The sequence below is a fragment of the Actinomadura sp. WMMB 499 genome (assembly GCF_008824145.1).
Classification (GTDB): Bacteria; Actinomycetota; Actinomycetes; order Streptosporangiales; family Streptosporangiaceae; genus Spirillospora.
In genome coordinates this window covers 4,826,299-4,838,079 of record NZ_CP044407.1, presented here as the reverse complement: position 1 = coordinate 4,838,079, position 11,781 = coordinate 4,826,299, and the positions used below count along the sequence as shown (strand labels likewise).

Here is an 11,781-nt window from a genome sequence, read left to right as displayed (position 1 = left end):
TCGGCCATAGGGCCAGGCTCACATACGCCACGGACACCGGTCCGGTCACGCCCGACGCGTCCCGGCGCGCCGGCCGGCCGCCCGTGCCGCGGGACCGCTCGCCCTCGCGGTCCCGCGGCACGTCAGCCGCGCATCAGGGCTTCGCAGATCGCCTGCGAGTCGCGTGCGGCGGCCGCCACGGCGGCCGAGCAGTGCCGGATCCAGACGGACACGCCCTCGGGGGTCCCGGACGCGTAGCCGCGCAGCGCGTCCGCGTACTCGGCGCCCAGTTCCAGGTGACCGACCTCGGGGGCGGCGAGGGACTTGGGGTCGAGGCCGCGCGCGACGAGCGTGAGCCGCTGGGCGGCACGGGCGACGATGCCGTCGCCCCAGCCGAACGGGCGCAGCGTGAGCAGCTCGCCGTGGACGATCGCGGCGACGACGAGCGCCGGCGCCTTGGTCGTCCCGGTCAGCAGGTCGCTGAGCGCGTCGAGCCGGGCGGCGACCTCGGCGGCCGGCGGCGGATCGCCCAGCTTGAGGAGGTCGTCGACCGGACGGCCGTCGGGGCGCGGGCGGCCGAGGTCGGCGGCGTCCACCGCGTCCGCCGCGGCCAGGACGTGCAGGCGCGCGAGGACCTGCCGGGGCGCGTGCCGCCACCGTTCGGCGAGCGAGCCCAGTTCGGCGGAGACGCGCAGCGCACCGTGGACGATCGGGTCGCCGGGGTCGTCGGTGGTGCGCAGGACCTCGAGGTCGACGTCGGCGCCTTCGAGGACGGCCGTCGCGCGCGCGCCGCGCAGTGCGGACTCCGTGGAGACCTCGGCGCTGCGGCGGCGCAGGATCCGGTGACCGAGCAGCCGGTCGACGGCTTTACGCGCGTCGTTCACGGCGTCGGTCACGCCGGGGAGGTTCGCTAGTTGCGCAAGGGCATCGGTCACGGCCCGACCCTATGCGGTGGCGACCGGTGCCAGGGAGGCGGCCTGGGGCGGGGTCCAGGAGGACGGGAACGGACGGGAACGGACGGTTCCAGAGCGGCCCACCTGGGAACGTGGGCTGTGTCGATCGTCACAGCGACCATCGGGGGCGGGCGCGTCCGGCGGCCCGCGCCCTCGACACACGGGAACACGGCTTGTGGGAGCGGGACCTTCCTGGTGGAGTGGGCATACCGGGCGACCCGTCTCAGCAAGCAAGGAGTACTGCGTTGAGCCAGAGCCAAGAGACACTGTCGAACCTTCTGCAGGAGACGCGGCGCTTCGCCCCCCCGGCCGATCTCGCCGAGTCGGCGAACGTCAAGGCCGACGCCTACGAGGAGGCGGCCGCCGACCGGCTGGGCTTCTGGGCCCGGCAGGCGGAGCGGCTGTCGTGGTCCAAGCCGTGGGACCAGGTCCTCGACTGGAGCAACCCGCCGTTCGCGAAGTGGTTCGTGGGCGGCGAGCTGAACGTGGCCCACAACTGCGTGGACCGGCACGTGGAGGCCGGGAACGGCGACAAGGTCGCGTACCACTGGGAGGGCGAGCCGGGCGACACCCGCACCCTCACCTACGCCGAGCTGCGGCGGGAGGTCGCCAAGGCCGCGAACGCGCTGCTGGAGCTGGGCGTCCGCAAGGGCGACCGGGTCGCGATCTACCTGCCGATGATCCCCGAGCTGCCGATCTCGATGCTGGCGTGCGCGCGGATCGGCGCGACGCACTCGGTCGTGTTCGGCGGGTTCTCGGCGGACGCGCTGCGCACCCGCATCGACGACGCCCAAGCGAAGGTCGTGATCACCTCGGACGGCGGGTACCGGCGCGGCAAGCCGTCCGGGCTGAAGGCGACGGTGGACGAGGCCGTCGCCGACGCGCCGTCGATCGCGCACGTCCTGGTCGTCCGGCGGACGGGCCAGGAGGTGGCGGCGCACGAGCGGGACGTGTGGTGGCACGACGTCGTGGAGCGGCAGAGCGACGAGCACACGCCGGAACCGATGGACGCCGAACACCCCCTTTACATCCTGTACACGTCGGGGACGACGGGTAAGCCGAAGGGGATCCTGCACACCACCGGCGGGTACCTGACGCAGACGGCGTACACGCACAACGCCGTGTTCGACCTGAAGCCGGACACGGACGTGTACTGGTGCTCGGCCGACATCGGCTGGGTCACCGGGCACTCCTACATCGTGTACGGGCCGCTGGCGAACGGCGCGACGAGCGTGATGTACGAGGGGACTCCCGACACCCCGCACAAGGGCCGCTGGTGGGAGATCATCGCCAAGTACAAGGTGTCGCTGTTCTACACGGCGCCGACGGCGATCCGGACGTTCATGAAGTGGGGCGACGACATCCCGGCGGAGCACGACCTGTCGTCGCTGCGGGTCATCGGCAGCGTGGGCGAGCCGATCAACCCGGAGGCCTACGTCTGGTACCGGGAGCACATCGGCGCGAGCCGGACCCCGGTCGTGGACACCTGGTGGCAGACGGAGACCGGAAGCATCATGATCAGCCCGCTGCCGGGGGTCACCGAGGGCAAGCCGGGCGCGGCGATGCGTCCGCTGCCGGGCATCGCGGCCGACGTGGTGGACGACGAGGGCAATCCGGTCCCGAACGGGGGCGGCGGGTTCCTGGTGGTGAAGGAGCCGTGGCCGTCGATGCTCCGGACGATCTGGGGCGACGACGAGCGGTACGTGAAGACGTACTGGTCGCGGTTCAAGGGCCTGTACTTCGCGGGCGACGGCGCCAAGAAGGACGAGGACGGCGACCTGTGGCTGCTGGGCCGGGTCGACGACGTGATGCTGGTGTCGGGCCACAACATCTCGACGACCGAGGTGGAGTCCGCGCTGGTGGCGCACCCGAAGGTCGCGGAGGCGGCGGTCGTCGGCGCGACCGACCCGGTGACCGGGCAGGCGATCGTGTCGTTCGTGATCCCGCGCGGCAGCGCGGGCGGTGACGTGGAGGGCGAGGAGTTCCTGAAGGAACTGCGCGACCATGTGGCGAGGACGCTCGGGCCGATCGCCAAGCCGCGGCAGATCATGATCGTGCCGGAGCTGCCGAAGACGCGGTCCGGCAAGATCATGCGGCGGCTGCTGCGGGACGTCGCGGAGAACCGCGGCGTCGGCGACGTCTCGACGCTCGCCGACAGCACGGTCATGGACCTGATCTCCGAGAAGCTCCCGAGCGCCAAGCCCGAGGACTGATCGCGGGACGCGCGTAACGAGCGGAACGCGGCACGCGGCGAGGGCCCGGACGGACGGGACGAGCGGCGGCGATCGGCGATCGGCATAGATCGGCGACCACCGACCGCCGCACCCGTCCGGCCGGGCCCTCGCCGCGTCCGCCGCCCGGCCGCGGCCGCCCGGCCGCGTCCACCTCCCCGCGTCGCCCGACATCCCCCGATATGTCGAACCTAAGGCACCTTCACCACCCTCCATACAACAATGCGAGTTGTGGGCGATATGACACGCTTTGATGACAAGTGGCATAAGAACCTGCAGGTAGAGTGCTATGTGGTGCGCCGGGAAGTCTGGTCGGCAGGGCCCGACTCGTGATCTCCCGCGGGGCGGCTCTTCGCCATGCCGTCCAACGCCTCGGGGGTCCTCTTGCCGCGCCCGTCCACCCGTCCTCGTCACCGTTTCCGCATCCGTGGCGGCGGCAAGCGCCGTCCGGTCGCGGCCGTCTGGCCGTTCCGCCCGACCGTCCGCTACGGCCAGCAGGTCGCCCACGCCCTGCGCCTGGAGACGGTCGGCGGCATCATCATGCTCCTGGCCGCCGTGGGCGCGCTCATCTGGGCCAACACGCCCTGGGCCGACGCCTACTACGACCTGCAGAAGCTCGAGATCAGCCCGCACTGGCTGCACATCGGGCACATGGACGTGGCGCACTGGGCGTCCGGCGGGCTGCTGGCGGTCTTCTTCTACCTCGCCGGCCTGGAGCTGCGCGAGGAACTCACCCACGGGGAGCTGCGCAACCCCCGCGACGCGGCGCTCCCGGTGATCGCCGCGACCGCGGGCGTGGTGCTTCCCGCGGCCCTCTTCCTCCTGGTGAGCGCCGGAGCGCCCGGCGCGTCGCAGGGCTGGGCGATCCCGACGGCGACCGACATCGCGTTCGCGCTGGCCGTCCTCGCGGTGACGTTCTCGGCGTGCCCGGCGCCGCTGCGCGCGTTCCTGCTGACCCTCGCCGTCGTGGACGACCTGATCGCGATCACGATCATCGCGCTGTTCTACTCGTCCTCGCTGAGCTGGGGCTGGCTCGGGATCGGCGTGGCGCTGATCGCGGTGTTCGGTTTCCTGCAGCACCGGGGCGTCCGGTCCCCGTGGCTGTACGCGCCGCTGGCCGTCCTGGCGTGGTACTGCGTCCTGCGGAGCGGCGTGCACGCGACGGTCGCCGGGGTGGCGCTCGGGATGCTCACCAGCCCCCGGCAGGCGCCGGACGGGCGCCCGACGAACGCCGAGCGGGCCGACCACGTCCTGCGTCCGTTCTCGGCGGGGTTCGCCGTGCCGGTGTTCGCGTTCCTGTCCGCGGGCGTGACGCTGAGCGCGTCCGCACTCGGGGACGTGTTCACCGACCGGATCGCCCTGGGGGTGATCGCCGGGCTGGTGATCGGTAAGTTCGTTGGAGTCTTCGGCGGGGCCTGGCTCGCGGTGCGGTTCGGTTTGGCCACGCTCGGGGCGGATCTGCACTGGCGGGAGATCGCGGGTGTCGCGATGCTCGCCGGGGTCGGTTTCACCGTTTCACTGCTGATCGGCGGTTTGGCCTATACCGACCCGTCACAATTGGAGAGAGTGACGACTGCGGTCCTGATCGCGAGCGTGCTCGCCTCGGCGGCCGCCACCGTCATCTTCCGGCGGAGGACGCGCGAACGCGCGCTGCTCTCCGGCTGACCGGGCGAGGCGGTGACCCCGGGTGGCCGGACGCGCCGTCCGGCTGCCAGGCTGGGACGCCGTGGCGGTCGGGGGGCGCTGGAAGGAGAGAGCGATATGTCCGAGGCAACGCCGGGCGAGCACGTCGAGGACAGGTCCCTCGGCGAGCTCGTCGCGCTGGCGTCCAGCAACGTCTCCGACCTGGTCAGGGCCGAGATGGAGCTGGCCAAGATGGAGCTCAAGGCGGACGCGAAGAAAGGCGCGATCAGTGGCGTGATGTTCACCGTCGCCGCGGTGATCGCCGGGATCATCGTGATCCTGCTGTCGATCTCGCTGGCGTTCGGGCTGATCGACCTGGGCTTCTGGCCGTGGGCCGCGTTCCTGACCGTCGCGGGCGTGTACCTGGTGCTCGCCCTCGTGCTGGGCTTCATCGGCCAGCGCCTCATCCGCAAGATCGAGGGAGCCAAGCGGACACGCCGGACACTCAAGGATACTCCGGGCGCGCTGCGGCACCGCGGCGGATCCGACAAGCCCGCGCTGACGGACTGAGCGGGCCGGCGGGCAGGGGGGCACGGCCATGGCCGGTCATGAGGCGTCGCTGATCGAGGTCGACGGCCCGTGGACGCACCGCGCGATCAGCGCGGGCGGGACGCGGTTCCACGTCGCGGAGGCCGGGGAGGGGCCGCTCGTCCTGCTGCTGCACGGCTTCCCCGAGTTCTGGTGGTCGTGGCGCGAGCAGCTCGTGTCGCTGCCCGCGGCGGGCTACCGGGCGGTCGCGATCGACCTGCGCGGCTACGGCGGCAGCGACAAGCCGCCGCGCGGATACGACCTGGTGACGCTGGCCGGGGACGCCGCCGGGCTGATCCGGGCGCTCGGCGAGGCGGGCGCGATCGTGGTCGGGCACGACTGGGGCGGGCTGCTGGCCTGGACGATGGCGGTCTACCACCCGAAGATCGTGCAGCGGCTCGCGGTCGTCGGCGCCCCGCACCCGCTGCGGCTGCGGCGGTCGGTGCGGGAGAGCCCGCGCGGGCAGGGGTGGGCGGCCCGGCACACGTTCGGCTTCCAGGTCCCCGTCCTGCCGGAACGCCGCCTGGTGCGGGACGATGCCGCGCTCGTCGGACGGCTCCTGCACGAGTGGTCGGGGCCGGGCTGGCCGGACGCGGAGACGGAACGGCTCGTCCGGCGCGCGGCGCAGATTCCGGGGGTCGCGCACAGCGCCCTGGAGTACCACCGGTGGTTCATCCGGTCGCAGACCCGCCCGGACGGGATCCGCTACGCACACCGTATGCGCGCCCCAGTACAGGCACCGACGCTCCAGCTGCACGGCGCCTTGGACAGGTGCACGCTTCCGGAGAGCGCCCAGGGTTCCGGGCAGTACGTGGGCGCGCCGTACAGGTGGCGGCTCATCGAAGGCGCGGGGCACTTCCCCCACCAGGAGCGGCCCGAGGAGTTCGATTCGCACCTGATCGGCTGGCTGGGCGATCCGGAACCCGACCGCTGAACCGTACGCTGGGAGCATGCAGGACGGCATGCGGGATCGGGACGGATCGGGACGCCCGCGCAACGCGCGGCCCCGCGACGCGTACGGGCGTCCGCTGCCGCACGGGGCCTCCGGGATCCCCACGATGCCGGACGACCTCGGCATGCGGCCGTCCGAGGCCCTGCGGGAGGCGCAGCGGCTCCTGGACGCCGACCGTCCCTTCCACGCGCACGAAGTGCTGGAGGCCGCCTGGAAGGACGCTCCGGAGCCGGAACGGGAGCTGTGGAGGGGGCTGGCCCAGGTCGCCGTGGGCGTCACCCACATGCGCCGCGGCAACGCGCGCGGCGCGCGGGCGCTGCTGAGCCGCGCCGCGGACCGCCTGGAGCCGTACGGCGCCGACCCTCCGCATTCGATCGACGTCCAGGGCGTCGTGCAGCGCGCCCGCGCTCTCGTGGACACGCCCGAGGACGGCCCGGTCGACCTCAGGCTCACCCAGAACTAGGCGCGCCCAAACCAGAGCCAGCCCCAGGGCCAGAGCCAGAGCCAGAGCCAGAGCCAGAGCCCAGTAGGCCTACCCCTAGGTCAGTCGGAGCAGCTCAGGGTGTCGACGGGCGCGGTGCGGCTCGCGCCCGCGCGCGCGTCGGAGGCGACCTCCTCGGCGGTCAGCGCGTAGCCGGTGGAGGGGGTGTCGAGCGCCGCGGCGAAGATGACGCCGTAGACGCGCCCGTCCGGCGTCAGCAGCGGCCCGCCGGAGTTGCCCGGCTCGACCTTGCCGCGGATCGCGTAGATCTCGCGGGCGACCTGCCCGGAGTGGTAGATGTCGGGCCCCTTGGCGGTCTGCCGGGCGCGGATCCGGGCGGCGCTCGCGCTGAACGGCTCGTTCTTCGGGAAGCCCGCGATAATCGCGCTGTCGCGCACCTCGGCCTCCATCTCGAAGTCGAGCGGGCGTGCGTTCAGCCCCGGCACGTGCAGGACGGCGATGTCACGGCTGGGGTTGTACAGGACGACACGGCCCTTCGCGGTGTCGCCCGTGCGGTTGGCCACGGTGGACGGCCCGCGCGCGCCCGCGACGACATGCGCGTTCGTCATGATGTGGTCGGGCGCGTACACGAACCCGGTGCCCTCGATGCGCCGCTGGCACTGCGGCGCCGTGCTGACGATCTTGACGATGCTGTTGCGCGCGTCCCGCAGCCCGCCCGTCCCGAGGACCGCGTCGTCCGGCGGCGGCACCTCGACCACCGACTCGCCGGCGAGCCCGTTGAACACCTGCGGGAACTCGCTGTTCTTCACGAATCCCTGGAACGAGGTGAACCAGGTGTGCGCCTGCGGCGGCATCACCCCGTCGACTCCGTTGATGACCGTCGAGCCCTTGACCTGGGTGCGAAGCCACTGGAACTCCGAGTTCGCGACCATGCTGCCGAAGAACCACGCGACGATCAGCAGCGACAGCGCGCTGACGAACGTGCCGCCGACCGCGTCCGCCGTGCGGGCGTTCAGCCCGGTGACCCGGTTGCGGAGCACGGCCCCCGCCGAGGACGCGATGAGCTGCCCGAGCGTCGCGGACAGGAACGCGACGACGATGGCGAGCAGCACCTGCTGCGCGGCGCCGTCCACGGTGGATTCGGCGATCGGCGGGGCGATCAGCACCCCGGCGACGCCGCCGCCGACGAAGCCCGCGAAGCTCAGCAGGCTCACGATGAAGCCCTGCCGGTAGCCCGAGACGCCGAACAGCACGACGAGCCCTAGAAGGATCAGATCGAGCATGTGGTCGTCCAGCACCGCTTCACCGTATAGCGCGAGGTCGCCTTCTCACGTCCCCTCGGTGGACCAGTTTCCCCTGCCCCGGGTGACCGCGCAGGGCGATGCGGAACGATCACCGACCGTGCGCGTTCCGGCGGCGGTGCGCTGACCTGCGGTTCGGCGGACGGGCGGGACGCGGGGCGGCGCGCGGCGCGGGCCGGTCAGCCGCGCGAGGCCAGGTCGAGGACGTCCGGCGGGAGATCTTCGACGTGATCGGAGTCCCACGGACGGTCCCAGCCGCCGGCCGCGAGGACCTCGCCGAGGAGCCCGGCCGTGAACCCCCACACGAGCATGCCGCCGACCCGGAACGCCGGGCCGAGGTTCATACCGGACGGGTGCCGGACGGTCAGCCGGTTCGCCGGGTCGACGAGCTCGTCGATCGGGACGCGGGCGACGGTCGCGACCTCGCCGGGATGCCCGGGCGCGATCTTGGACGGTTCGCGCCACCAGCCGGCCACCGGCGTGACGCGGTGCCGGCTGCGGCTCAGGTACAGCTCCGGGAGGGTGCACAGCACGTCCACGCCGGACGGCTCGACGCCCGCCTCCTCCCACGCCTCGCGCAGCGCCGCCGCGACCGGGCCGTCGTCCTCGGGGTCGATGCGGCCGCCGGGGAACGCGGGCTGCCCGGCGTGCTTGTTGAGGGTCGCCGCACGCTCGGTGAGCAGGACGTCCGGACCGTCCGGCCCGTCGCCGAACAGGATCAGCACCGCGGCGGCGCGGGCGTCCGGGGCCGGGCGGAACGGCGGCGGCACCGTCATCCGCGTCGCTTGCGCGCGGAAACGGTCGAGCCACGCGGGGCAGGAGGCGATCTCGGTCACCTTGATCTCAACTCCGGGACGGCCATTTTACTTCCCGACCCTGTCCTGCCCTGGGCGGATCCGGACATGCCCTGGCGCAAGGTCAGGAGAACGGGCCCCCGCCTCACGCGAACGACCACCGCTTCAGGAGAACGGCCCCCGGCCTCACCGAACGGCCGCCGCCTCAGGAGAACGGGCCCGGCTTCACGAGCGCCTCGGCCGTCTCCACGTCCGTCGGGCCCTCCCCGAACGCGGGGCAGGTCGCGGCGAGGGGGCAGGCGCCGCAGGCGGGACGGCGCGCGTGGCAGATGCGGCGCCCGTGCCAGATCAGCCGGTGCGACAGCATCGTCCAGTCCTTGCGCGGGAACAGCTCGCCGATCGCCCGCTCGACCTTGTCCGGGTCGGTCTCGTCCGTCCAGGCGAAGCGGCGGACGAGGCGCCCGAAGTGGGTGTCGACCGTGATGCCCGGGACGTCGAACGCGTTGCCGAGCACGACGTTCGCGGTCTTGCGTCCGACGCCGGGCAGCGTGACGAGGTCGTCCAGGCGTCCGGGCACCTCGCCGCCGAAGCGCTCCACCAGGGCGGCGGACAGGCCCATCACCGACTTGGTCTTGGCGCGGAAGAACCCCGTGGGCTTCAGCAGCGCCTCGACGTCTTCGGGATCGGCGGCGGCGAGGTCCTCGGGCGTCGGATACTTGGCGAAGAGCGCCGGAGTGGTCAGATTGACCCGCTTGTCGGTGGTCTGCGCCGACAGCACGGTGGCGACCAGGAGCTGGAAGGGGGTCCCGAAGTTCAGCTCACAGTGCGCGTCCGGGTAGGTTTCCGTGAGGATCCTGTTCATCCGCCGAGCCCGGCGCACCAGCCCGAGGCGGGTCTCCGGCCCGCGCCGCCCGGCGCGCCGGGGCCGGGCCGCGGGGGAGCCCGCCGGCCGGGCAGCTTTCGTCGCCATGCCGCCAGGGTAGGCCCCGGACGGCGGAACAGGCGGCACCCGCACGACCGTTTATGGGCGATGAGACCGGTGTGATGGCATTCACCCAGGTGTCCGTACACTGGGCGAACAGGGTCGTGGCGCAGATCCCGCGTAGTGACGACCCCGCGTCACGGCGCGCCGTGGCCCTGCCTTCACGTACGCGGTGGGACGTACGTCACACTATGCATGCTGGTGTTTCGAGGAGGAGAAGCGTGACCGACCGCGACGTGGACGTTCTGAGCAGAGCCCCGCTCTTCGAGGCACTCGATGAGCAGGGGGCCAAGGCGCTGCGCGCCAACGTGACCGAGGTGCGGCTCGCCCGCGGTCAGACCCTGTTCAACGAGGGCGAGACGGGCGACCGCCTGTACGTCGTCGTGGAGGGGAAGATCAAGCTGACCCGCACGGCGCCGGACGGCCGGGAGAACCTGCTGAGCGTCCTCGGCCCCAGCGAGATGTTCGGCGAGCTCTCGCTGTTCGACCCCCGCCCGCGCACCGCCAGCGCCATCGCGGTGACCGAGTGCCGGCTGGCCGGGCTCGGCCACGACCAGCTGCGGCCCTGGCTGACCGGGCACGCCGAGGTCGCCGTGCAGCTGCTGCGCGCGCTGGCCCAGCGGCTGCGCAAGACCAACGACGTCATGGCCGACCTGGTCTTCACCGACGTCCCCGGCCGTGTCGCCAAGGCCCTGCTGGACCTCGCCGAGCGCTTCGGGCAGCCGTCCGAGGCGGGCCTGCACGTGCACCACGACCTCACGCAGGAGGAACTGGCCCAGCTCGTCGGCGCGTCCCGGGAGACCGTCAACAAGGCGCTGGCCGACTTCGCGCAGCGGAACTGGCTGCGTATAGAGGCCCGCGCGGTCGTCATCCTCGACATCGAGCGGCTCCGCAAGCGCTCCAAGTGACCGGTCCGGCCGGTCCGCGTGGTGGCCGGCCGGTCATGGACGGACGGACGGACTGTCCGGTGCGGCAGTCGCATCCGGTGCGGCAGGGGCACCCGAGACGCCCGGCGCGTCCGAGGCGGCAGGGGCACCCGGGGCACCCGGGGCGTCCATCCGGCACGTCCAGCGCGTCGCTTGCGGGGTGTCAGGTCCGCTCGTTCAGGTAGTCGAGCTGCGCCTGCACGGACCATTCCGCCGCGGGCCACAGCGTCCTGTCGACGTCCGCGTACACGATCTCCACGACCTCGCGCGCCGTCCGGGCGCCGCCCGCCACGGCCGCCTCGACCTGCGCGAGCCGCTCCCGCCGGTGGTCGATGTAGTGGTCGAGGGCCGCCAGCGGATCGTCCAGCTTCGGTCCGTGGCCGGGCAGGATCGTCGCCGCCGCCATGTCCGCGGAGAACCTGCGCAGCCGGTCGAGCGAGCTCATGTAGTCCCCGAGCTTCCCCTCCAGCACGGTCGTCCCGTAGCCGAGCACGGTGTCGCCCGTCAGGACGGCCCGGTCCGCGGGCAGCCAGAACGTCAGCGAGTCGTCGCTGTGCCCCGGCGTCTCCATCACCCGCAGCTCCACGCCGCCGGTCGTGACGACGTCGCCCTCGGCGAGCCCCTCGTCGCCGAGCCGGTGCCGGGGGTCCAGCGCCCGCACCTTCGCGTCCCCGCCGGCCAGCTTCACGAACCGTTCCGCCCCGGCGGAGTGGTCCGGATGCCCGTGGGTGAGCAGGACGAGCCCGGCCCGCTGCCCGCGCGCGGCGATCGTGTCCGCGACGCGCCGCAGGTGGACGCCGTCCTTCGGCCCCGGATCGATCACCACAACCTCGTCGGCGTCCGGTTCCGCGATGATCCACGTGTTGGTGCCGTCCAGGGTCATCGCGGACGGATTCGGCGCCAGCACGCAGAACGCCCGATCCGTTCCCATACCGTCGATCTCGGTCATGGGGCCCATCCTGCCCGAAGCGGATTCGGGACGGCCCGCTGGGTTCCACCCGAACCGGTCG

Annotated in this window: 11 protein-coding genes; 6 read left to right on the top strand and 5 right to left on the bottom strand. The window is 72.6% G+C overall.

The annotated features are described in order from the left end of the window. Window positions 1-122: 122 nt before the first annotated feature. Window positions 123-914, bottom strand: coding sequence for an oxidoreductase (locus F7P10_RS21410; protein WP_151011597.1), 792 nt, complete (start codon window positions 912-914; stop codon window positions 123-125). A 263-nt stretch (window positions 915-1,177) separates the two neighbouring features. Between F7P10_RS21410 and acs the strand changes: the two genes are divergently transcribed. From acs to F7P10_RS21385, 5 genes are all read left to right on the top strand, one after another. Beyond that, a complete protein-coding gene (acs, locus tag F7P10_RS21405) occupies window positions 1,178-3,145 on the top strand; it encodes an acetate--CoA ligase (protein WP_151011595.1) in 1,968 nt (655 codons plus the stop codon). A gap of 375 nt (window positions 3,146-3,520) precedes the next feature. Beyond that, window positions 3,521-4,828, top strand: coding sequence for a Na+/H+ antiporter NhaA (nhaA, locus tag F7P10_RS21400; RefSeq protein ID WP_151011593.1), 1,308 nt, complete (start codon window positions 3,521-3,523; stop codon window positions 4,826-4,828). Between the two features lie 96 nt (window positions 4,829-4,924). Continuing rightward, on the top strand, window positions 4,925-5,356 hold the full coding sequence (locus tag F7P10_RS21395; RefSeq protein ID WP_151011591.1) for a phage holin family protein: 432 nt from the start codon (window positions 4,925-4,927) through the stop codon (window positions 5,354-5,356). A 28-nt stretch (window positions 5,357-5,384) separates the two neighbouring features. Further along, a complete protein-coding gene (locus F7P10_RS21390) occupies window positions 5,385-6,308 on the top strand; it encodes an alpha/beta fold hydrolase (protein ID WP_151011589.1) in 924 nt (307 codons plus the stop codon). A gap of 16 nt (window positions 6,309-6,324) precedes the next feature. Beyond that, a complete protein-coding gene (locus F7P10_RS21385; RefSeq protein ID WP_151011586.1) occupies window positions 6,325-6,789 on the top strand; it encodes a DUF309 domain-containing protein in 465 nt (154 codons plus the stop codon). An 80-nt stretch (window positions 6,790-6,869) separates the two neighbouring features. On the opposite strand, the gene F7P10_RS21380 is transcribed toward F7P10_RS21385, so the two are convergent. From F7P10_RS21380 to nth, 3 genes are all read right to left on the bottom strand, one after another. Next, window positions 6,870-8,051: a MarP family serine protease gene (locus F7P10_RS21380; protein ID WP_151018199.1), complete on the bottom strand. Its 1,182-nt coding sequence runs from the start codon at window positions 8,049-8,051 to the stop codon at window positions 6,870-6,872. Window positions 8,052-8,248: 197 nt separating this feature from the next. Further along, complete coding sequence (locus F7P10_RS21375; protein WP_151018198.1) at window positions 8,249-8,845, bottom strand: CoA pyrophosphatase; 597 nt, start codon at window positions 8,843-8,845, stop codon at window positions 8,249-8,251. Window positions 8,846-9,068: 223 nt separating this feature from the next. Beyond that, window positions 9,069-9,833 (bottom strand): endonuclease III, encoded by a 765-nt coding sequence (nth, locus tag F7P10_RS21370; protein ID WP_151011581.1) that lies wholly within the window; start codon window positions 9,831-9,833, stop codon window positions 9,069-9,071. A 233-nt stretch (window positions 9,834-10,066) separates the two neighbouring features. Between nth and F7P10_RS21365 the strand changes: the two genes are divergently transcribed. Next, window positions 10,067-10,753 carry a Crp/Fnr family transcriptional regulator gene (locus tag F7P10_RS21365; RefSeq protein ID WP_026402956.1) on the top strand — a complete coding sequence of 229 codons (687 nt, stop codon included), beginning with the start codon at window positions 10,067-10,069 and terminating at the stop codon, window positions 10,751-10,753. A gap of 181 nt (window positions 10,754-10,934) precedes the next feature. Here the strand turns inward: F7P10_RS21365 and F7P10_RS21360 are convergent, their stop codons facing one another. Further along, the gene (locus F7P10_RS21360) at window positions 10,935-11,720 is read right to left on the bottom strand and encodes an MBL fold metallo-hydrolase (RefSeq protein WP_218040101.1); all 786 of its coding nucleotides are present in this window, start codon (window positions 11,718-11,720) and stop codon (window positions 10,935-10,937) included. Window positions 11,721-11,781: the final 61 nt, after the last annotated feature.

Coding starts and splice junctions, on each gene's coding strand:
- nhaA (WP_151011593.1), top strand. CDS start 3,521: ATGCCGTCCAACGCCTCGGGGGTCCTCTTGCCGCGCCCGTCCACCCGT.
- F7P10_RS21395 (WP_151011591.1), top strand. CDS start 4,925: ATGTCCGAGGCAACGCCGGGCGAGCACGTCGAGGACAGGTCCCTCGGC.
- F7P10_RS21390 (WP_151011589.1), top strand. CDS start 5,385: ATGGCCGGTCATGAGGCGTCGCTGATCGAGGTCGACGGCCCGTGGACG.
- F7P10_RS21385 (WP_151011586.1), top strand. CDS start 6,325: ATGCAGGACGGCATGCGGGATCGGGACGGATCGGGACGCCCGCGCAAC.
- F7P10_RS21380 (WP_151018199.1), bottom strand. CDS start 8,051: ATGCTCGATCTGATCCTTCTAGGGCTCGTCGTGCTGTTCGGCGTCTCG.
- F7P10_RS21375 (WP_151018198.1), bottom strand. CDS start 8,845: ATGACGGTGCCGCCGCCGTTCCGCCCGGCCCCGGACGCCCGCGCCGCC.
- nth (WP_151011581.1), bottom strand. CDS start 9,833: ATGGCGACGAAAGCTGCCCGGCCGGCGGGCTCCCCCGCGGCCCGGCCC.
- F7P10_RS21360 (WP_218040101.1), bottom strand. CDS start 11,720: ATGACCGAGATCGACGGTATGGGAACGGATCGGGCGTTCTGCGTGCTG.